Origin of the sequence: Pseudoalteromonas sp. SG43-5 (assembly GCF_014164345.1) — a bacterium.
In the GTDB taxonomy this organism is placed as follows: domain Bacteria; phylum Pseudomonadota; class Gammaproteobacteria; order Enterobacterales; family Alteromonadaceae; genus Pseudoalteromonas; species Pseudoalteromonas distincta.
Genome location: NZ_JACJFA010000025.1, coordinates 26236 through 48705, shown reverse-complemented (window position 1 = coordinate 48705; position 22470 = coordinate 26236). Strand labels below are relative to the sequence as shown.

General features: G+C 39.8%; 16 protein-coding genes, 8 tRNA genes, 1 rRNA gene and 1 pseudogene. 5 read left to right on the top strand and 21 right to left on the bottom strand.

The window, feature by feature from the left end; genetic code table 11:
• A 16S ribosomal RNA gene (locus H5161_RS18290) occupies positions 1-81 on the bottom strand; the annotation flags it as partial.
• Positions 82-719: 638 nt separating this feature from the next.
• Here H5161_RS18290 and H5161_RS18285 point away from each other — a divergent pair.
• On the top strand, positions 720-2135 hold the full coding sequence (locus tag H5161_RS18285) for a sodium:alanine symporter family protein (protein WP_182694390.1): 1416 nt from the start codon (positions 720-722) through the stop codon (positions 2133-2135).
• A 164-nt stretch (positions 2136-2299) separates the two neighbouring features.
• Positions 2300-3898 carry a BCCT family transporter gene (locus H5161_RS18280; RefSeq protein ID WP_182769820.1) on the top strand — a complete coding sequence of 533 codons (1599 nt, stop codon included), beginning with the start codon at positions 2300-2302 and terminating at the stop codon, positions 3896-3898.
• Positions 3899-4325: 427 nt separating this feature from the next.
• Here H5161_RS18280 and H5161_RS18275 read toward each other — a convergent pair.
• The 12 genes from H5161_RS18275 to H5161_RS18220 all read right to left on the bottom strand — a co-directional run bounded on the left by H5161_RS18275 (position 4326) and on the right by H5161_RS18220 (position 9783).
• Positions 4326-4412, bottom strand: a tRNA-Leu gene (locus H5161_RS18275).
• A gap of 38 nt (positions 4413-4450) precedes the next feature.
• Positions 4451-4524 (bottom strand) — tRNA-Cys (locus H5161_RS18270).
• Positions 4525-4543: 19 nt separating this feature from the next.
• A tRNA-Gly gene (locus H5161_RS18265) sits at positions 4544-4619 on the bottom strand.
• A gap of 49 nt (positions 4620-4668) precedes the next feature.
• Positions 4669-4755 (bottom strand) — tRNA-Leu (locus H5161_RS18260).
• Positions 4756-4794: 39 nt separating this feature from the next.
• Positions 4795-4870 (bottom strand) — tRNA-Gly (locus H5161_RS18255).
• A gap of 64 nt (positions 4871-4934) precedes the next feature.
• Positions 4935-5021, bottom strand: a tRNA-Leu gene (locus H5161_RS18250).
• Positions 5022-5058: 37 nt separating this feature from the next.
• Positions 5059-5132 (bottom strand) — tRNA-Cys (locus H5161_RS18245).
• A gap of 31 nt (positions 5133-5163) precedes the next feature.
• Positions 5164-5239: transfer RNA gene (locus tag H5161_RS18240), tRNA-Gly, on the bottom strand.
• A 212-nt stretch (positions 5240-5451) separates the two neighbouring features.
• A complete protein-coding gene (pgsA, locus tag H5161_RS18235; protein WP_032827134.1) occupies positions 5452-5997 on the bottom strand; it encodes a CDP-diacylglycerol--glycerol-3-phosphate 3-phosphatidyltransferase in 546 nt (181 codons plus the stop codon).
• A gap of 42 nt (positions 5998-6039) precedes the next feature.
• Entirely contained in the window at positions 6040-7863 is a 1824-nt protein-coding gene (uvrC, locus tag H5161_RS18230; protein ID WP_039488521.1) for an excinuclease ABC subunit UvrC, read from the bottom strand.
• Between the two features lie 9 nt (positions 7864-7872).
• On the bottom strand, positions 7873-8523 hold the full coding sequence (uvrY, locus tag H5161_RS18225; protein WP_002963136.1) for a UvrY/SirA/GacA family response regulator transcription factor: 651 nt from the start codon (positions 8521-8523) through the stop codon (positions 7873-7875).
• Positions 8524-8631: 108 nt separating this feature from the next.
• The gene (locus tag H5161_RS18220; RefSeq protein ID WP_182769819.1) at positions 8632-9783 is read right to left on the bottom strand and encodes a dicarboxylate/amino acid:cation symporter; all 1152 of its coding nucleotides are present in this window, start codon (positions 9781-9783) and stop codon (positions 8632-8634) included.
• 362 nt (positions 9784-10145) lie between these two features.
• Here H5161_RS18220 and cysK point away from each other — a divergent pair, with 362 nt between their 5' ends.
• Positions 10146-11114 (top strand): cysteine synthase A, encoded by a 969-nt coding sequence (cysK, locus tag H5161_RS18215; protein ID WP_002963138.1) that lies wholly within the window; start codon positions 10146-10148, stop codon positions 11112-11114.
• Positions 11115-11256: 142 nt separating this feature from the next.
• Complete coding sequence (locus H5161_RS18210; protein WP_002963139.1) at positions 11257-11691, top strand: hypothetical protein; 435 nt, start codon at positions 11257-11259, stop codon at positions 11689-11691.
• Positions 11692-12033: 342 nt separating this feature from the next.
• On the opposite strand, the gene H5161_RS18205 is transcribed toward H5161_RS18210, so the two are convergent.
• Entirely contained in the window at positions 12034-14307 is a 2274-nt protein-coding gene (locus H5161_RS18205) for an acyl-CoA dehydrogenase (protein ID WP_182769818.1), read from the bottom strand.
• Between the two features lie 167 nt (positions 14308-14474).
• On the opposite strand from H5161_RS18205, the pseudogene H5161_RS18200 reads away from it, so the two are divergent.
• Positions 14475-16323, top strand: a pseudogene (locus H5161_RS18200) (M2 family metallopeptidase).
• 77 nt (positions 16324-16400) lie between these two features.
• Here the strand turns inward: H5161_RS18200 and H5161_RS18195 are convergent.
• The 7 genes from H5161_RS18195 to H5161_RS18165 form a co-directional block, all read right to left on the bottom strand.
• Positions 16401-17195, bottom strand: coding sequence for a putative porin (locus tag H5161_RS18195; protein ID WP_002962833.1), 795 nt, complete (start codon positions 17193-17195; stop codon positions 16401-16403).
• Positions 17196-17394: 199 nt separating this feature from the next.
• Positions 17395-17769 carry a PH domain-containing protein gene (locus H5161_RS18190; protein ID WP_007377979.1) on the bottom strand — a complete coding sequence of 125 codons (375 nt, stop codon included), beginning with the start codon at positions 17767-17769 and terminating at the stop codon, positions 17395-17397.
• Entirely contained in the window at positions 17769-18677 is a 909-nt protein-coding gene (locus tag H5161_RS18185; RefSeq protein ID WP_007377980.1) for an ABC transporter ATP-binding protein, read from the bottom strand. Before H5161_RS18185 ends, H5161_RS18190 begins: the two co-directional genes overlap by 1 nt.
• Positions 18674-19501 carry an ABC transporter permease gene (locus H5161_RS18180; RefSeq protein ID WP_008139071.1) on the bottom strand — a complete coding sequence of 276 codons (828 nt, stop codon included), beginning with the start codon at positions 19499-19501 and terminating at the stop codon, positions 18674-18676. The genes H5161_RS18185 and H5161_RS18180 overlap by 4 nt, the downstream gene beginning before the upstream one ends.
• 143 nt (positions 19502-19644) lie before the next feature.
• The gene (locus tag H5161_RS18175; RefSeq protein ID WP_008139073.1) at positions 19645-20826 is read right to left on the bottom strand and encodes a cystathionine beta-lyase; all 1182 of its coding nucleotides are present in this window, start codon (positions 20824-20826) and stop codon (positions 19645-19647) included.
• Between the two features lie 9 nt (positions 20827-20835).
• Complete coding sequence (nudC, locus tag H5161_RS18170; protein WP_182769822.1) at positions 20836-21756, bottom strand: NAD(+) diphosphatase; 921 nt, start codon at positions 21754-21756, stop codon at positions 20836-20838.
• A gap of 174 nt (positions 21757-21930) precedes the next feature.
• Positions 21931-22434: an NYN domain-containing protein gene (locus H5161_RS18165; protein ID WP_024595755.1), complete on the bottom strand. Its 504-nt coding sequence runs from the start codon at positions 22432-22434 to the stop codon at positions 21931-21933.
• Positions 22435-22470 lie beyond the last annotated feature (36 nt).

Genomic DNA, 22470 nt, shown 5'->3' with positions numbered 1-22470 from the left:
TACTTTCTGTTACCGCTCGACTTGCATGTGTTAGGCCTGCCGCCAGCGTTCAATCTGAGCCATGATCAAACTCTTCAATTAAAAAGTTTTATGTCTTTCGACAGCTCAATGAATTCTGAATTTTTGTTTTTGTTGCCAAAAACGAATTGACTGTGCGTTATTATTTTCACTTTTAAAAAAGTGAAATCAAAACAGCTCAAGGCTGAATCTTTTAATAACATATGGTCACTCAGTTTCAATTGAGACTCTAATTTGTTTGCCTCGCTACCGAAGTAGGTTGGCTGTTAGAGCTCAATCTGTACGAGTGCCCACACAGATGATTGCTTTATATTGTTAAAGAACGTTTTGAGTCGCTTCAGCGTCTCAAGGGATGCGAATAATACACCCTTTATTTTTCGAGTCAACACTTTGTTTTAAACTTTCTTTCGACAATTTAAAACCGAAGTTTTATTTAACTCTCTGAGTAGTTCGTGCCTCGCTATGCTTCGGCGTTTCCCGTCTCAGTGGGGTCGCATTATAGGGAGCGGCGGATTTTACGCAAGCGTTATTTGCATAAAATAGTAATTAAAATTAAGCCCCAAGCAAGTGCACACGATAGACACAAGTTACCCACAAAACCCTGTTGATAACTCTGTTTTTGAACTTTAAAACTAAACACTTTTATCCTGATGTGATAAGTTGCGGTCACTTTTTTTAACTCATGTATTTAGGCAGTATCCATGACAGACATAATAAATAGTATAAGTGCCCTTCTATGGGGGCAAGTTCTCGTCTACTTATTAATAGCAGCGGGCCTCTTCTTTACTTTTCGACTAGGCTTTATTCAATTTGTGCAATTCCCACATATGTTCAAAGTTATGTTTGGTTCTCGTAAATGTGCCGATAACGAAATTTCATCCTTTCAGGCTTTTTGTACTTCATTAGCAGCTCGTGTCGGTACTGGCAATATGGCAGGTGTTGCTGTCGCCTTATACCTAGGTGGCCCAGGTGCTATTTTCTGGATGTGGCTTATTGCATTAATAGGTATGGCTACAAGTTTTGCCGAGAGTACTCTAGCTCAGGCTTATAAAACAAAAGATGCAGATGGTAATTTTAGAGGTGGCCCTGCTTATTATATGCAAAACGGTCTAGGCAAACGTTGGATGGGAACTTTATTCTCGTTATGTTTAATTTTAGCCTTTGGTTTAGTATTTAACGCAGTACAGTCAAACTCTATTGCTGCAGCATTTGAAGTAGCGTTTGATGTACCTAAGTATATAGTAGGCATTTGCTTGGTTATTGGTTCTGGCATCATTATTTTTGGTGGCCTAAAAACAATTTCTCGCTTTGCTGAAATGGTTGTGCCATTTATGGCATTAGCTTACCTGCTGGTTGCACTTTATGTATGCGCCATTAACTTTACTGCACTACCAGATGTGCTAGTGCTTATTATAAAAAGTGCTTTTGGTATTGAACAAGCTGGTGCTGGTGCTATTGGTTATGGTGTTACACAAGCGATGATCCAAGGTATAAAGCGTGGTTTATTCTCAAACGAAGCTGGTATGGGTAGTGCAGCTAATGCCGCGGCTACTGCGACACCTTACCCTCCTCACCCAGCATCACAAGGTTATGTGCAAATGTTAGGCGTATTTATTGATACTATTGTTATTTGTACAGCGACTGCTTCTCTTATTTTACTATCGCAGCAATTAGTACCTGAATCTGGTGTAATGGGGATTGAACTTACACAAGCAGCATTACAAGAACATGTCGGCGACTGGGGTACTTACTTTATTGCTATTGCTATATTGTTTTTTGCTTTTACTTCTATTGTGGCTAATTACTCTTACGCTGAAACAAATTTAATGTTTTTAGAGCACAACTCTAATAAAGGTATGTTTATCTTTAGACTTGTTGTTTTAGGTATGGTGATGTTTGGTGCTGTTGGTGAGCTTGGTTTAATTTGGACGCTGGCAGATATATCAATGGGTTTAATGGCCATTGTAAACGTTATAGCGCTATTTATGCTTTCAGGTGTTGTTGTATGGCTTTCAAAAGACTATAACGAACAACGCAAAAAGGGCTTAATACCCACCTTTGACAAAAGTAAGCATCCTAAACTTGCTAAAGAGGTTGACCCAGAGGCCTGGGAATAGAAAATAATCAGCGAGCTACGGCTCGCTTTTTTAGTTCTAAAAATAACAAATACTACGCTTAATCATCTCATTTCTTATAAATAAAAGTTATATTAATTTTAAAACTATTTTATATTTAATTACGTAGGATGTATGAATTAAGTTATCTATAAAAAGGAGATCCGATGGATGACATGACAAAAAAATACAGTATAGACACTACTGATTACCAAGTTGGGCAAGATAATGTACAAAAGTGGGGATTTGATATCCATAATCCAGTATTTGGTATAAGCGCCTTCTTAGTTGTTTTATTTGTAATACTTACCCTAGTTTTTGACCCTACCGTTACCCGTGATGCACTAACCTCGACTAAAGACGCAATAATTAATCAATTTGATAGTTACTTTATGTTACTAGCCAATGCCTTTGTGATATTTTGCGTTATTTTAGCATTTTCTCCTTTAGGTAAAATTCGGTTGGGTGGCGTAAAAGCTCGTCCTGAACATGGTTACATGTCATGGCTTTCAATGCTCTTTGCAGCAGGAATGGGGATTGGCTTACTGTTTTGGGGAGTTGCTGAGCCAACTGCATATTATACTGGTTGGTATCATATGCCTATGGGCGTTGAGCCAAACTCACCGCAAGCACACTCTTTAGCTTTGGGTGCAACCATGTACCACTGGGGTTTACATGGATGGGCGATTTACGCTGTTGTTGGATTAAGCTTGGCTTTTTTTGCATTTAATAAAGGCCTTCCTTTATCTATACGTTCGGTTTTTTATCCATTATTTGGTGATCGCGCCTGGGGATGGCTCGGTCATATCATAGATATACTCGCTGTACTGTCTACTTTATTTGGTTTAGCTACATCGCTAGGCCTTGGCGCTCAACAAGCTACCAGCGGGATAAATTATCTGTTAGGCACTGATTACGGGACTGCTTTTCAAATATCTGTTATTGGTTTAGTAACGTGCATTGCAATTTTCTCAGTTATTAGAGGTATTGAGGGGGGTGTTAAAGTACTGAGCAATGTTAATTTAATTTGTGCATTTATTTTATTATTAGCCGTTATTGCCCTTACTTTCTCTGATGCAATTACTGCTATTTGGTTTACCCTTGGGGCGTACGTAGAGCACTTTGTACCTTTGAGCAATCCATTCAATAGACCCGATGAAGATTGGATGCACTCTTGGACTGTGTTTTATTGGGCATGGTGGATATCATGGTCGCCGTTTGTTGGGATGTTTATTGCCCGAGTTTCAAAGGGGCGCACTGTACGCGAGTTTTTACTCGTCGTCATTGGCCTACCCACGCTTCTTAGTTTGGTTTGGATGGGCGTATTCGGAAATATGGCAATTACACAAGTTATAGATAAAGTTGGCCCACTTGGACAAAATGGTTTAACTGATATCTCAGTGACTTTATTTCAAGTATACGAGCAGTTACCTCTTTCTAGTTTTATTTCTATTATTTCTATAGCACTCGTTTTGGTGTTTTTTATAACGTCGTCTGATTCAGGATCGCTTGTAATAGATGGTATAACTGCGGGCGGTAAAATAGATGCACCAGTGCCACAACGTATATTTTGGGCTTCAGTCGAAGGCGTGATTGCAGCAGTATTGCTCTGGGTTGGTGGCTCGCAAGCATTGCAAGCGCTTCAGTCGGGCGTAGTTACTACAGCTTTGCCGTTTTCAATAGTACTTATTTTAATGTGTGTTGCGCTTATTCAAGGCTTGTTGAGCGAGTATCCAATTTACAAAGCTCAGAGTAAACTGCAATAACAATTTATCCTTTATAAGCGATCCTCAAGGGTCGCTTATAAAATCTTCGCAATTCATATAACTAAGTGCTTAACGCATTCCCTATACTCCCACCTTAAATTTATTTTAGACACCGCACTTCTATTACATTCATTAATGCCACCCCTCGTTAAAACTTAGGTACAGGAGTAATTGCCAAGAAAATTAAATAACCAGCGTTCTGATTTTTTGCTTTGTTATAAACAGGTGCTCTTATACCAATTCGCTTAATTAAGTGATCTATTTTGAGGATGGTGAAACTCTAAGATATTAAAAAGAAATAGATTTTAAAGGTAAGTAGGTATTAAAACTAAGATTAGAGTATTTAAGTAAGAATAATTTTTGAATGTTTTAAAATTAGAAGCAATTTAGAATTTAAGTGAATTTTATCTGAGGATTTTAGTAAAGATGGTGCCCGAGGCCGGACTTGAACCGGCACGACTTGTTAGTCGAGGGATTTTAAATCCCTTGTGTCTACCAATTCCACCACTCGGGCATCGAGTTTGCTAATTAAAGCGTGTGGAGTAAATTATATGGAGGCGGAACCCGGAGTCGAACCGGGGTAAACGGATTTGCAATCCGGTGCATGGCCACTCTGCCATTCCGCCTAAATGTTTCCAAATAATTTGGAGCGGTACACGAGGCTCGAACTCGTGACCTCGACCTTGGCAAGGTCGCGCTCTACCAACTGAGCTAGTACCGCAAAATACTATTTTATCAACTTTAAATTATCTTGGTTAAACAATTTAAAGTGGTGCCCGAGGCCGGACTTGAACCGGCACGACTTGTTAGTCGAGGGATTTTAAATCCCTTGTGTCTACCAATTCCACCACTCGGGCATCGAGTTTGCTATTTAAAGCAAGTGGATAAAACTAATATGGAGCGGTACACGAGGCTCGAACTCGTGACCTCGACCTTGGCAAGGTCGCGCTCTACCAACTGAGCTAGTACCGCATCATATTAATTCTAAATTAACCATTTTATAAATTACACTTGGTAATGCAATTAAACCACAAAGTGGTGCCCGAGGCCGGACTTGAACCGGCACGACTTGTTAGTCGAGGGATTTTAAATCCCTTGTGTCTACCAATTCCACCACTCGGGCATCGAGTTTGCTAACTAAAGCGTGTGGAGTGTTGAAATGGAGGCGGAACCCGGAGTCGAACCGAGGTAGACGGATTTGCAATCCGGTGCATGGCCACTCTGCCATTCCGCCCCAGTACGGGGTATTAACCTTAAGATAAACTTGGAGCGGTACACGAGGCTCGAACTCGTGACCTCGACCTTGGCAAGGTCGCGCTCTACCAACTGAGCTAGTACCGCATTTTATTTATCAGTTATTTGAATTAGCACATGATGATTTATGTGAACATTCAGGCAACTGATTAATTACCGTTTCGTTTATCTCGGGGGCTATGCCCTCTCAACACGGACGCATTCTACAGAGATTATTAAACGCGTCAATACAAAAAATGCTAGTTTTGAACTGTTTGCTTGTTTTTTATCTAAAACGGTGCGTTATTATACATTTAGAGTTAATTTTTAGTCAATTCACCCCATGCTGCACGTAAATATTGCATCATAGAACTCAAGGTTAAAAAGGTCGCAATGTACAGTAGTCCAAAACTTAAATAGTTCATCCATGTATCATATTGCCAAATCAAACCGATAATGGCTAACATTTGTGCAGCCGTCTTGATTTTACCCATGTTTGATACAGCGACATTACCACGCTTACCCTGCTCTGCCATCCATTCACGAAGTGCAGATATGATAATTTCACGGCTTATTATAATAAGAGCAGGTATGGTCATGTACATTGACTGGTACTGATCAGATAACGCTACAAGTGCGGCACATACCATTACTTTATCAGCAACAGGATCTAAAAAAGCACCAAAAGGGGTTGATTGCTCAAGCTTTCTTGCTAAATAACCGTCTAGTATATCGGTTATTGATGCAAGCCAAAAAATAAAGGCGGCAGCAAAAAAAGCCCAGCTATAAGGCAAATAAAATATCACCAAAAAAACGGGGATAAGAAAAAGTCTAAATGTTGTGAGTGTGTTTGGAATATTCCACATAACTACTTGGATATGTCTTTTTTGCTATATTCGCATGTAGGGCTAGCCCTTGTCATGCAAATGGTTAAATATCTTCTCAGCCATGTCAGGGCTGATCCCAGGAACTTTCTTTAACTGTTCTATATTAGCAGCTTTTACTCCCTGCATGCCCCCTAAATATTTTAATAATGTTTGCCGACGCTTAGAGCCGACTCCATTTATTTCTTCTAGTAGTGATTGCGTACGTTGTTTTTGGCGTTTATTACGATGCCCTGCAATTGCAAAACGATGAGATTCATCACGTATATGCTGTATTAAATGTAGCGCAGGTGCATCTGAATCCATAGGAATGGTTTTTCGACCACCGTCAATTAATAGTGTTTCAAGGCCAGGCTTACGGCTAGTACCTTTAGCGACACCTACTAATAAAGGCATTTTTGTATGTGGCCAGTTAGAAAAGTACTGCTCCGCGCGCCCAAGTTGCCCCTTACCACCATCAATAAAGATAACGTCTGGAATTTTGTCTTCATCTACTAATTTGTTGTAACGCTTATTAAGTGCAAACTCCATTGCAGCATAATCATCACCACCGGTTATACCCGTTACATTATAGCGCCTATACTCTTTCGTATTTGGGCCTTGTGAGTCAAATACAACACAACTTGCAACAGTGTTCTCACCCATGGTGTGGCTTATATCAAAACACTCCATTCGGGTAATATCATCAAGTCGCAATGTTGCTTTTAATTGTGCATAACGTTTATTAATAGAGTCTTGGGTACTTTGCTTAACTGCAATACTGTTTAATGCATTTTTATTGGCCAGTTGTAAGTATTGAGCACGCTCACCACGGGTAACTACTTTAAGTGTTACTTTGCGCTCACTTATTTGTGTGAGTGCTTCACCGAGTGCCCCGCTCTCTTCTATTTCAAACGGTAATATGATTTCTTTTGCAATACGCCCTGTTGCTCCTGGCGCTAAATAGTACTGTCCTAAAAATGAAGTCAATATTTCTTGCTCACTTGAATCTTTAGGTACTTTTGGAAAATACGTTTTACTACCTAATACTTTGTGATCGCGGATCATTAATAAATGAATACCATTTAAACCATTTAAATGAGCAAAACCAACTACGTCCATTTCAGCAAAATTACCTGATATAGACTGTTGCTCCTGCATTTTACGAAGTAGCATTATTTGGTCGCGAACTTTTGCCGCCAGTTCAAAGTTTAATTGTAGGCTGGCTGCTTCCATTTTCTTTATTAAATCAGCAATAACTTCGTGAGATTTACCCGTTAAAAACTTACGGACATAGTCAACTTGCTCGCTGTAATCATCATCCGTAACTTTATTCACACACGGAGCTGAGCAACGCTTAAGCTGATATTGCAGACACGGGCGACTTCTTGCGCGGTAATAAGCATCTTCACATTGACGAACAGGAAATATTTTTTGCATTAAGCGCAAGCTTTCAGATACCGCTCCCGCGCTCGGAAAAGGTCCAAAGTACTCACCTTTAATTTTACGGCTGCCACGATGAAACGCTAAACGAGGGTGTTTATGGCTAGTTAATAAAATATAGGGATACGACTTATCGTCGCGTAATAATATGTTGTAGCGAGGCTGGTATTTTTTTATTAGATTATTTTCAAGCAACAGCGCTTCTGTTTCAGTATTAGTGAGTGTGACTTCGATGTCACAAATATTACTCACTAAAACGCGTGTTTTGCTGTCGGTAATGTTACTTCTAAAGTAACTGCTCACACGCTTTTTTAAATGCTTAGCTTTACCAACATAAATAACTTGGTTGTCACTATCAAGCATGCGGTATACACCCGGCTCACTTGATAGCGTTTTGAGAAAATGTACGTGATCAAATTCAGACATAAATTATAGTTAGTACGAAACGTCTATATCAATCATTTTATGACGAATTGCTAAATGGGTAAGCTCAACATCACCACCTACATTTAGCTTTTCAAACATACGATAGCGATAGCTATTTACTGTTTTTGAACTTAGGTTTAAACGCTCAGCTATATTTTGTGCTTTTTCACCTTTAGTGATCATAAGCATAATTTGCAGTTCGCGTTCAGATAAGCTCTGAAAAGGATTTTCGTCTGTGCGACCTGTCACTTGCGCAAGTGCTATTTGCTGTGCAATTTCAGGAGCAATATAACGCTGACCGGCATGAACACAACGAATGGCACGCACCATTTCGTCAGAGCCAGCACCTTTAGTTAAAAAGCCATGTGCACCAATTTGCATTACTTTACTCGGAAACGGGTCTTCACAGTTAACGGTAAGCACAATAATTTTTACATCAGGGCAGTAACGACAAATCTTTTTAGTCGCTTCTAATCCGCCCATGCCTGGCATATTCATATCCATTAATACTATGTTTGGCGCATGCTGACGACAAAACTGTACAGCCTCTTCGCCAGTTTTAGCTTCACCAATTACTTTAAACCCTCGTACATCATCAAGAATACGCTTTATTCCTGTTCGTACAAGTTCATGGTCATCAACTAAAAGTACATTAATCAATGGAACATCCTCACTTACCTAACAACATGCAATTTAATTAAATTAATTTGCCACAGTAACATACATAAAGCGAAACAATAACTAATATTATTGCCTCGCCCTAATAGTTTAAAATGACGATTTTTCGCTAAATCTGTCAACCCATAACGCAATGATACCATCACCCGTTACATTACACGCAGTACCAAAGCTATCTTGTGCCAAATAAAGTGCAATCATTAATGCAACCGCGCCTTCATTAAACCCAAGCATGCTTGTTAATAGGCCAAGCGCCGACATAACTGCGCCACCTGGAGCACCTGGTGCTGCAATCATCACTACACCTAACATCATAATAAACGGTAGCATACCCATTAATGAAGGGACTTCCATGCTTGGTGATAAAAACATAACAGCCATTGCACAGGTTACTATGGTGATAGTTGAGCCAGATAAGTGAATAGTCGCGCAAAGTGGCACTGTAAAGTTAGCTACATCTTCTTTAACGTTATTTGCCTTACTTGATTGAAGCGATACTGGAATCGTTGCTGCGCTTGACATAGTACCTAACGCTGTAAAGTAAGCTGGTAGCATATTTTTAACTAATTCGATTGGATTACGTTTTAATAGTATACCTGTCGCTATATATAAAACGCTTAACCATAACCAGTGCATAACAAGCGCTGCAATTAGTACTACGCCAAATGTTTGCAGTGTATCTACCACAGTACCCGCTACCGTCATTTCGGCAAATACACCTGCAATGTAAAATGGTAAAGCAGGGATAATTACTTTTGATAATAATCCGTCAATCACATCACGGCCCTGATCAGACACCTTTTTAAGCGTATCAAGCTCTAATTGGCTCATGCCTATACCAAATACAAAAGCAGTTACTAATGCGGTCATTACACCCATCAGAGGTGGAATTTCTAAATCAATAAAGCTGCCAATTTCTGTAGCAACTTCTGCCTCGAATGTAATACCACCGCTTAAAAAAGGGATAACAGCACTTACTAATAAAAATGCAAGCGTACCTGCAATAATTGTAGAGCTATAAGCAAACCCGACTGTTTTACCAAGTAAGTGACCAGACCCTTTTGGTAAGCCTGCAATACCTGATGCAATAAAAAATAATATAATAAGTGGAATGGTAAAGGAGATAATTTGACCAATCAGCTCTTTTACTGTGAATAAAAGTTCAACACCAGTTATAGGTACATATAGTCCAACTAGGATACCGGCCACAATACCGGCAATTAATTTTAAGATTAATTTCATTGTGATTGCTTAATTGAATTTAGATACGTGTTTTTATCATGTTTTAGACGCATTGTGTGATAAAACTATTCAAGTTACATTCATATGCACAAATATTGAACAAACACAGCTTAATTCAATACTCTTTTGAACATTTTTTGACTAAACGAAGTTTTACTCTTTAAATTTTAAATTAAGCCCGCACCTATAATAACTAAAGCACCGCTAATAATTGATTTTTATTTCGACTGGTTATAAGCCCAATAGATATATGTTATAGCCAAACTTTACTTTAGTTTTTTTAAACTCACAGTAAAGTGTGTTTATATAGTTAGTAGCAAAGGCTATTAACACGTTGATCAGATTGCATCCAAAGGAACATTATGTCTACTATTTTTGAAGATAACTCACTAAGCATCGGTAATACACCGCTGGTAAAACTTAACCGTGTTACAGGTGGGAATGTATACGCTAAAGTTGAATCTCGTAATCCAAGCTTTAGTATCAAATGCCGCATTGGTGCATCGATGATTTGGGAAGCTGAAAAGTCAGGTCAGCTTGTTGAAGGTAAAGAACTTATTGAACCAACATCTGGGAACACCGGTATTGCACTTGCATTTGTTGCAGCAGCACGTGGTTACAAGTTAACGCTTACTATGCCAAACACCATGAGCCTAGAACGTCGCAAGCTATTAAAAGCATTAGGTGCAAATCTAGTACTTACCGACGGTGCAAAAGGTATGAATGGCGCAATTGAAAAAGCAAAAGAAATTCAAGCAACAGCACCTGATAAGTATATTTTATTACAACAATTCGAAAACCCTGCAAACCCAAAAATTCACTTTGAAACAACAGGCCCTGAAATTTATGATGCGCTTGATGGCAAAGTAGACTTTTTTGTAGCCGGTGTAGGTACTGGTGGTACTATTACAGGTGTTAGCCGTTACCTTAAAACAGAAAAAGGTCTAAACGTTAAGTCTATTGCTGTTGAGCCAACTAACTCTCCAGTTATTAGCCAAACGCTTGCCGGTGAAGAAATTAAACCAGGTCCTCATAAAATCCAAGGTATTGGTGCTGGCTTCATTCCTGGCAACTTAGATATGGACTTAATTGATGGCGCAGAGCTTGTATCTAACGAAGACGCAATTGCAATGGCGCATCAGTTAATGAAAAAAGAAGGTATTTTAGTAGGTATTTCGTCAGGTGCAGCGGTTGTTGCAGCTAAGCGAATTGCTGAAAAGCCTGAAAACGCAGATAAAAATATTGTTGTTATCCTACCTAGTGCAACTGAGCGCTACTTATCAAGCCCAATGTTTGATGAAGAGTTTAGTGAACAAGAACTAGTACAATAAGTAATTTTAAGATTTTTAGAAGGATGCTTTAGGCATCCTTTTTTATTATTTATTATCCAATTTTCTATTTATTGCCTGCCATACCTTTACATCTGCATAGATAAACCACACACTTTAAAAAAACTAATTAATAATAATTAATATGAAAAAAATCACGAGTTTATTAAGTTTGGTCATCTGTTTATTTTTATCAGCCTGTGGTGACGATACCAAAACACTTGGCGACACTCCTGGCGATACAGCAACCGCTTATTTTGATGCGCTTTATAACCAGCAAGACCTTCAAAAAGCCAGCACCATGGCAACCCCCAACCTTACACGTATAATGAAATCCTACGGCACCGCTAAACAGTTTTCCCGTAACTTAGTAAATATGCAATACGATGAAGTCACCATTGAAGTTGATATGACCAATATGAGCGTCCGTGAACAATACGGCGATAACGCTAAAATAAACCTTATTTTTACCGGCTATTTAAATGGTGATAAAATTGACGAAATGCGCAGTGTAAAAATGCTTCGTAAAAAGGGAAAATGGTACATAGATAAAATTGTTGCCGACCCTTACGCTCGTTAAAAATAAATGAATTAAACATAAAAAGGCCTTACATTCGTAAGGCCTTTTTCGTTTTAGCAGGGCGTGTTGATCTTTGTGGATTGAAATTTGTTCAATCTAGGGGCGATTTAATCGCGGCGCGAGGTTTGTAACCTAGTGGGCTAAGTAAAAACCGAGCAACAAAGAGTTAATCGTCCCTAGAAAGAACCCAAAGGGCAGCGCATGTTTGGCATTTATGCTGCGTTATCGCCTATTTATGGGGAATAACCACACTACATAGGCTCTGCCTTGCCTAAAAACCAAACAGTCTGCTGCAAATTCAACCACGAAAGGTCAACACGCCCTAGTATTTAAAGTACTGCGCTACAGCTCACCAGGTTGAAAGTTATCAACTGCAATGGCTTTCTTACGTAGCTTATTAGCATGATGCATTGCATCAGCATCCGTTTGCTCTAACAACTTATTTTCAAGCGCATAATTTATAGCACCTTCAATATCAAGCGTTGCAGGCACACTGCCCTTACGCTGCCATTGTTTTAAGTCTTTAAACTGCGCTTGCATATCATGCATAGCTAAAAATGCGCTTTCCATGACCCCTGTACCTGCATTTTCATCTACATAACATAAATGCGTTAAGCGGTTTCTAAATACACCAGGTTGAGTCATACGCTCGCAAATACTTTGTGCTATTTCATCACTTGGTCTGTGGTAATGGTTTCCAAGCGGGAACACGATACGTTTAAGGATAAAATTCACAACCGGATTTGAAAAGTTTTTAAAGAAGCCATTAAACGCTTGGCCAATTTCAAATAATGAGTTCTCAATTGCATATTTTACAAATGGTAAATCAGCTTGTTGGCGCCCTTCATCTTCATAACGTTTTAAAACAGTTGATGCTAAGTACAAATGACTTAATACATCACCCAAACGCGCTGATATCATTTCTTTACGTTTGAGCTCACCGCCAAGCATTAACATTGCAACGTCTGTACAAATAGCTAAGCCTCGGCTCATTCTACTCAGTTGTTTATAATAAATAGCCGTTTCACCACCTACAGGCGCTTTAGCAAAGTAGCTACGTGTTAAGCCATGCACAAATGCCATACCTGCATTACTTGCTGCAAATATTATATGGTTCATTAATAAACCATCAAATTGTTCAAGTGCTGCGTCGTCATCTTCCATTGCAGCGGCTTCCATTTCTTTTAAAACAAATGGGTGGCAGCGTGTTGCACCTTGGCCAAATATCATTAAGTTACGCGTTAAAATATTCGCGCCTTCAACCGTAATTGATACTGGAATCCCCATATAGCCATGCGCCAAATAGTTATTAGGCCCTACTTGAATTCCTTTACCGGAATGAATATCCATTGCATCATTCATTATCGTACGACCCATTTCAGTCATATGGTATTTAGCAATCGCTGTTACAACCGACGGGCTTAATTTTAAATCAATCGCACCTGCGGTCATTAATCTGCACGACTCAAGTGTGTAAGTTAAACCACCAATACGTGCAAGTGCCTCTTGCACGCCTTCAAACTGCCCTATAGATACACCAAACTGCTGGCGTACCATGGCGTATGCCGATGTCATTTTTGAAGCTAAATGTCCAGTTGCTGCACTTAATGCCGGTAGTGATATACCACGCCCTGCACTTAAACATTCAACAAGCATTCTCCAGCCACGCCCTGCACACTCTTGACCGCCAATGATCCAGTCCAGTGGTATAAATACATCTTTACCGTAAGTGGTACCATTCATGAAGGCCATATTAAGTGGATAATGACGCTCACCCGTTTCGACACCCGGATGATCGGTTGGTATAAGCGCACACGTTATGCCTAGCTCTTTTTTATCACCTAATAAAGCGTCTGGATCATACATTTTAAATGCTAAGCCGAGAACAGTAGCAACGGGTGCAAGCGTAATGTAACGCTTTGACCAATTTAAACGCAGGCCCATTACTTGCTCGCCATTGTGCTCACCCATACACACCACACCGGAATCAGGAATGCTGCCAGCATCAGAGCCCGCCTCTGGTCCCGTTAGTGCAAAACAAGGAACATCTTTACCATTAGCTAAACTTGGCAGCCAACGATCTTGCTGCTCTTTAGTACCATAGTGAAGAAGTAACTCTCCCGGACCTAAGCTATTAGGCACCATAACAGTGACTGCGGCTGTTAAGCTTTTAGTCGAAATTTTTGACACTATCGTCGAATTAGCAATTGCCGAGAACTCACGACCGCCAAATTTTTCAGGAATGATCAGCGCAAAAAAACCTTCTGTTTTTAGGTAATCCCACACTTCTTTTGGTAAGTCTTTGTCTTTTTGTACAATTTGATAATCATCAAGCATCGCCAATAAGGTTTCTACTTGGTTAGCCATAAATGCGTTTTCTTTATCGCTAAGCTCTGGTTTTGGAAAGTGGTGCAGTTTTTGCCAGTCTGGGTTACCACTAAATAACTCACCATCCCACCAAACATCACCTGCTTCCATTGCCTCTCGCTCTGTTTGCGATAATGGCGGAAGCACCTTTTTGAACATTTTAAACGTAGGACGACTAATCAAGTTTAGGCGAATATCTTTAACCGCAAAAATAACCACCACGACCAGCAATATTATAAATATTAACATGCGCACATTCCTTACACATTGAATGAAAATAGTAACTTAATTATGACCCATCTTAATTTAAATACAATCATTGCACGACGAGTCGTGAGCCTTAACGCATTCATTTTATTGTTTTAAACATCACTGCTATTATCAACGTTTTAATAACAATAAATTAAAGGAATAGCATGACCCCCTTTCGATTTAAACTAAGTATGAGCGCCTTAATGGTAGCAAGTACTCTTGCTTTAACGGCCTGCGATGCGCAAGTATCTATCGACACTACCGATTCACCACACACTAAAAAAGCTGTAACAGCTAAAGATGCAAATACATTTATAACAAACACAGAAAAAGAACTAAGTGCACTTTATTTAGAATCGAGCCGTGCAGAGTGGATTTACGCAAACTTTATTACTCACGATACATCTGCTCTATCGGCTGAAGTTAACCGTAAAATGACCGAAACAGTCGTGCGTTTAGCAAATGAAGCTGCAAAATACGACGAACTAGAGCTTGATTACGATGCTCGCCGTAAGCTTGATAAACTAAAACTAGCACTTACACTTCCAGCCCCACAAGACGCTGATAAAACAGCACAACTTTCACAAATTGTTGCAGAGCTTGGCGGGCTATATGGTAAGGGTAAATACTGTAAAGAAGATGGCAGCTGTTTAAGCCTTGGCGACATGACCTCAAAAATGGCCACCAGCCGAGATTACAACGAACTACTTGATTTATGGCAAGGCTGGCGTGAAATATCAAAACCCATGCGCCCACTTTACGAGCAACAAGTAGCACTTACCAACGAAGGTTCGAAGGAGCTTGGTTATGCCGATACGGGCGCTATGTGGCGCAGTAAATACGATATGCCTGCTGATGACTTTACCACTGAGCTTGACCGTATTTGGGGCCAAGTTAAACCACTTTATAACTCGCTACACTGCCATGTTCGCGCAAAGTTAGGTGAAAAGTACGGCACCGACAAAGTACCTCAAGATCAGCCAATACCAGCACACTTACTCGGTAATATGTGGGCGCAAGCATGGGGTAATATTTACGATGTAGTTGCACCAGAAAACGCCGATCCGGGTTACGACGTAACCGAGTTATTAGCTCAAAATAATTACGACGAACTTAAAATGGTCAAAGGGGCTGAAAACTTTTTTACCTCAATGGGTTTTGATGCGCTACCAGAGACATTTTACGAGCGTTCATTGTTTGTAAAACCAAAAGACAGAGATGTGCAGTGTCATGCATCAGCATGGAATATCGATAGCAAAGACGATTTACGCATTAAAATGTGTATTCAGCGCACAGGCGAAGAGTTTTCAGTTATTCACCATGAATTAGGTCATAACTTTTATCAACGCGCATATAACAAGCAGCCTTTATTTTATCAAGAAAGTGCAAACGATGGTTTTCATGAAGCCATTGGAGACACCATTGCCTTATCGGTTACACCGGGTTACTTAAAAGAAATCGGCTTACTTGAACAAGTACCTGATGAATCTAAAGATATCGGTTTGTTGATGAACAATGGCACTTGATAAAGTAGCCTTTGTACCGTTTAGCTTAATGGTTGATCAGTGGCGTTGGCAGGTATTTTCAGGTGAAGTAGCCCCAGAGAACTACAATAAAGCTTGGTGGGAACTACGTGAAAAATACCAAGGAGTGCAAGCTCCTATCGCACGTAGCGAAAACGACTTTGATCCGGGTGCTAAGTACCACGTTCCGGGTAACACGCCTTATACACGTTACTTTTTAGCGCATATTTTACAATTTGAGTTTCATCGCAGCTTATGTGAAATTGCCGGTAACGATAAAGCCATTCATCGCTGCTCTATTTATAATTCAAAAGAAGCAGGGGATAGGCTAAACGCTATGCTTGAAATGGGTTCATCTCGCCCTTGGCAAGAAGCGCTTGAAACTGTAACAGGTAAGCCGCAAATGGATGCAACAGCAATGCTCGATTACTTTGCACCATTACAAACATATTTAGATAAACAAAACGAAGGCCGCAACTGCGGCTGGTAAATAGCGCTGAACAAAAAGCCCGCTAAATTTAGCGGGCTTTTGATATTACTTTTGTATTAACTAAGTAGGGGACTTAATTAAAACTGGAAACGCATGTTAGCAAAGTACGCATCGTTATCAGAATCATCAGCGTTGTTTTCGTAACCCACCTTTACACCAATATTTTTATTGATGAAGTGCTGAGCACCAAAGCTGTAAGTGTCTTGCTTGTTGTAGTTAGCAAATACAGATGTTGCTTTTGAAAAGTAGTAGTTAGTTTCTGCTACCCATTGGTTTTCTGCGTCATCAATGCTTTCGTATTTACCTTCAAAAGTTAGGTAGTTACCTTGCTGTAAATCAATAAAGTATTTAGCAGCAACTGCACGGTAATCAAAATCGTCGTCTGATGTAAGTGTAACACCTACGTAATCTGTGCTGTTTAGCATGTAGTTGTAAGCTAAATCAAATAATGCGTAATCGTCGCCGTCTTTGTTTTCAACTAGTGTTACTTTTGCAAGTAAATCAGGGTTGAAAAAGTAACCACCCGTCAGTTTATAAAGCTCACTGTTAGAACCTGAATCTGGGTCTAGGTTTTCGTAAGATGCGCCAACAACAAATTCATTAATGAAGTATTCACCACCAACTGATGTTAAATCGCCAAAGTCGTCATCAGCATAGCCACCATATACGTTAGTTTGTTTATTGATGTATTCAAACTGATCGTACGGACCTAAAGTTTTTTTAGGAGATAAGTAGTAAATAGAATCTACAGCAACGGTGTCGTTGTTATCGCTATTTTTGTAGCTTAGGTTACTAATTGAATTATAGCTGTCTGCAGCAGCCGCAGTGCTAGATAATAAAATGCTCGAAATAATAACTGCTAATTTTTTCATTGTAAGACTTCCCTATGTACATTGCTTTTTATGCTCTAGCTGTATTGCTAAAGTCGAGGCACATGCTAACGTTAGGAAACTGAATGAAAACTTAACTAACCAGTTGTATTTATTAAGTTAATTGTAAGGAAGTGTTGTAAACTGTAAAATTAAAGTAGTTGCAACATCTAGTCAACAACTACTTAAAACATGTACTGTATTAAAGCGCGTGTTGGCTAATAATTCGGTAAACATCGTTAATATTATCGCCAGACTTAAACTCTTTACTAATTGGTGTTGGATCTGAGCCAACCCATATTTTTAGCTCGGCATCTAAGTCAAAATGGCCTGCACTTTCTTTACTAAACTTGGTAATTTTAGAGTAAGCAATACTCACCATTTCCATTTTAGAACCTGTCATACCTTGCTTATCAATTAAGATTAAGCGCTTATTAGTAAAAATAAACATATCACGTACTACTTTATATGCTTTTTCTACTTGCTCGCCGTCAATTAATGTATTGGCAAGGATTTTTTCTAAATCAGAATCGTCAACTTCGCTTGCATTACCCATAAGTCCGCTAAGTAAACCCATTATACTTTCTCCTGTTTAAATATTTGATTCTCTAATGTATGACCATTAACTAACTGTCGGTACTGCCAGTGTTGTTGATGACAAAAATTCAGTAGTGCAATATCAAGTGGATCGCTCGTTGGCTGATACTCAACTACATATTCTTTATGTTGGCTCATATACACCCGGCTCACCCCTGCAATTGCTTGAAGCTGTTGCTCAACATTCTGATAAGCCTCGCTTAGCATTAATGTATAAAAGTGTTTATCGGTATTATTAGTTTTTGTTTGATGCTCGCTTAGTACGCCTTTATCTAAATGAAGTACCTGTGAGCATAGTCGCTCAAGCTCAGTTAAATCGTGAGAGCTTAAAATAAATGTAGCCTGTTCACTTAATTCTGATACCAGCTCACGTACTTCTCTGGCATGAATCGGATCAAGCCCTGCGGTTGCTTCATCAAGCATTACAATTTGTGGTGCGCCAATAAGTGCTTGCGCTATCGTAACGCGCTTGCGCATACCGTGCGATAAATCCCCCGCACGCTGCTTTGCAATTTCTTTTAAGCCAACTAAATCAAGTACACGTAGCGCCTCAGTTTGGCTTTGCTTTGCCCCCATACCTTGTAGCTTTGCATAAAAGGCGAGTTGCTTATCTATATTAAAACGGGGGTCAAGTTGCGCGTCTTGCGGTAATGCACTTACTTTATTAAATAAAGCAGCGCTACCAGGTTTGTGCCCTAATATTTCAAGGCTGCCTTTACTTGGCGCTATATAGCCGCACAACAAACTAAATAAGGTAGTTTTACCCGCACCATTTGGCCCAACAAGTGCCACTGGCGCGCCTTTGTTAATTTCAAAGTCCACATTATTAAGCGCAAGTTTTGCACCATACGATTTACTCAAACCGCTAGCTGTAATTAATGGTCTCATAGTGAGCTCCTTGCAAAAATACGTTGAGCAACGCTTAGTAATACCGCAGTTTGCACAAGGGGAATAGCCACAGCGCTCAATAATGGTAAATTTTGCCCCGCTAATAGCTCTATTTGCACACCCGGAAATAAATAATCAAGCAAGCCTAATGCGGGTATTTGCCATTGTAATATACCAACTACAATACCGCCTGCTGCAAAATATAAAATTGCCAATACAATAGATAAACGCGATGAGCGAGCAAAGGTATTAATTAACGTCATTAGTGCTACAAATGGGCACAAAGTAATCACTAATATTAAAAATATAGAAAGCGCACGGGCAAAACCACCAGCCAGTAAACTTGGATCTCTAAAACCCAATACCGCGAGTGTAGCCACAAGCGTTATACCCACCAAACATGCTAATACTCCTAGCTGCCCTAAAAAACGGCCAAACAGTATTTCAAAGCGAGTGGAGCGCAGTGATAAAAACCTTAGTGTGCCGCGCTCTCTATCGCCTACCGTTTGGTCGCTACAAATAAATAAACCAAAAACGGGAAAGCTATAAAGGGCTATTAACCAGTACATAGCAAATTCGGCCTCAGGCCAATCCAATAATTTACTTAAACCAATAGAACCTGATATATCACGGGCTATTTGCTCAAAATCAGGCGCACTTACAATGCCTACTGCCTGCCCTATTGGGTAGCGCAGTATTATTAGCCACACCAATGCAAAGGCAGCTAATGCAATAAGTCCACGTTTAGTTAAAAACATACGTACAAGCTCAAATCCCGCTATTTGCGTTAATCGCCCTACGTTTATCGGTAATGGTGTTGCCATTGACTATCCTTAATGACTTTTTATTTTCTGTGTATTTATCCACACTAAGTGTAAACACCTTGAATTACCAGCAAAAAAAAGCTCACCTGTGGTGAGCTTTGTAACAATACATTTAAATGTAACAGTATAAATTGCGATATAAATTATAAATACTGCTTATAAACCTCAAGTGCTTGGCTTAAATCGCTAATTAAATCTTCAACATCTTCAAGGCCTATGTGCAAACGAATAACCGGCCCTAAATCCCAACCTGTATTTGAGCGCAACCCTTTCATGGTTAAATTAGCCGTTACCAAACTTTCAAAACCGCCCCACGAAAAGCCCATTTTGATATGCTCAAGGCTATCTAAAAATGCATCAATCGCTTTTTGATTGCCGGTTTTCATCACAAATGAAAACAACCCATTACTGCCATCAAAGTCACGTTTAAAGAACTCATGCCCTGGGCAGCTTTCAAATGCAGGGTGTCGAATATGATCAACAAGCTCATGTTGCTCGAGCCATTTAGCTACTTCTATTGCTGCTTTTTCATGTTGATTTAAACGCACACCCATTGTACGCAGGCCTCTAAGTGCTAAATACGCATCATCGGCACTGGTACATTGCCCTAGTAAGTATGAGTTTTCGCGCAAGGTTGGCCAATACTTTTTATTAGCAACAGCCACCCCCATCATCACGTCTGAATGGCCAACAATATACTTTGTTGCAGCTTGAATACTAATATCAACACCGTGCTCTAACGGGCGATAATGCAGACCGTTACCGTAGGTATTATCAAGCATGGTCATTACGTTGTGCTCATTGGCTACTTTTACCATAGCGGGCACATCTTGCACTTCCATCGTAATAGAGCCTGGAGATTCTAAAAACAACACTTTAGTATTTGGCTGAATATAATCTTTAATACCTGCGCCAATGGTTGGCGGGTAATAGGTTGTTGTAATGCCCAGCCCCACTAAAATTTTATCGCAAAAATCGCGAGTTGGTTCGTACACGTTATCAACCATTAAAATATGATCACCGGTTTTTAAAAACGATAAAAATACTTGGCTGATCGCCGCAGCGCCACAAGGGTACAATGCACACCCTTCGCCGCCTTCAAGTTCTGTAATCGCTTCTTGCAGCGCAAAGTGTGTTGTTGTTCCTCGGCGCCCATAAAATAACGTTTTATCGCCACGGGTTTTAGCTGCTTCTTTTAAATCGGCTACAGTATCAAATACAATGGTAGATGCACGCTGTACAACGGGATTTACTACGCCATGTGTATAGGCTTTTTTTCGCCCTGATGATACCAGCTGAGTGTTTTTATTACTTTTACTCGACATTGTTAATCCTTAAGGGTTTGTGCGCCAATGCTCAATTAAATAACGAGAGATAGAATCGGTTCTAGGCAGCTTTAAATGCTCGCCTTCTTCGTGCCAATTACCAAATTGTGCTAGGTCTTCACGACTAAACCATTTTGCATCGTCTAGCTCTTCTTTATCTACGTTAATTTGCTCAGATGTCGCCTGTGCAAAAAAGCCAAGCATAATTGACGATGGGAACGGCCATGGCTGAGATGCAACATAACGTACGTTATCAACTTCTATGCCTGCCTCTTCTTTAACTTCACGCGCAACAGCTTGTTCTAGTGTCTCCCCTGGGTCTACAAATCCAGCAAGCGATGAATACATACCAGTGGGCCACGCAGCTTGGCGACCTAATAAACAGCGTTCTACTCCGTCAGCAAAGACTTTAGTAACGACCATAATTACCGCAGGATCGGTACGCGGGAATGTAGGATGCTTACAGTTTTCGTTTTCACATACACGAGAATGCCCGGCTTCCACTGAACGGTTTTTACTACCGCAGCGCCCACAAAAACGGTGCGTGGCATGCCAATAACATAGCCCTCTCGCAAGGGCTGCTATTGAGGCATATTTAATGGTTACTTGAGGCCCATATTGGCGAATATCAAAAAACTGAGCGCCCTCTATTAAAGGCGAAAGTACGCTTTCATACAGATCAGAAACATCCAATGCAAACACACCATGTTTAGCATTGTTTAAACCAACAAAAATAGCACTCGTTAAATCTAAATGTGCCACTTGTTGATACGTTAAATAGCTTACTTTAGGGGTATCTTTAATAAATAGGGTTTGATTATTTTTAACTAAAACCCATTTACTTTGCGCCGACATTTGCGCTTTAAGCCACGATGGGTCTTTACGAAAATTTGAGCCTCTATCTAGTGGCATGTTGCTGTAATGAAGCATGTAAGTCCTTGGTAACTCGTTATGCTTTAAAATTACCATAATCATTTAGCAAACCCAATTGATTACAGTAATAAAAAAAGCCTATATAAGGCTTAATTCATCTATTACGGCTTTGTATTAAAATCTCTCATGTTGCAGGCACTTAGCTTGCACTTTTTCAACTATTTTTTACTGTTAAAGTAGCAAAGTATTATCAATTAAATGAAATTGCTCTGCGCTTTGTTTTAATACCTCAGCAGTTAACCTGTCAGCACCGTATACATCGCACGGTACATTATATTGACTTTTTAAATGCCCAAGTAACAAAGCAAAGTCACCATCGCCAGAGAGCAAAATAACTTTATCAAGATTTTTACCCTGCTCTAACATGTCTATTGTTATGCCTACATCCCAATCGCCTTTAGCACTTCCATCACGGCGTTGAATAAATGGCTTTAGCTTTACGTCAAAACCAATCGCACGCAAAATATTTTGAAACTGATTTTGCTTTTCATCTCCTCGATAAATAGCATACGCAAAAGCACACTCAATATTGTATTGCGCCTCCATCATTCGCCAAAACGCATTGTAGTCAAAATTTTTCCCGTAACTCTCACGGCACGTGTAATAAATATTTTGCACATCAACAAAAATACCGACCCGTGGTTTCGTGCTTTGCTGCTCGTTTTGTAAAGTCATTTAGTGTCCTAGTGAGGATTAATAGCAATAAAAGTA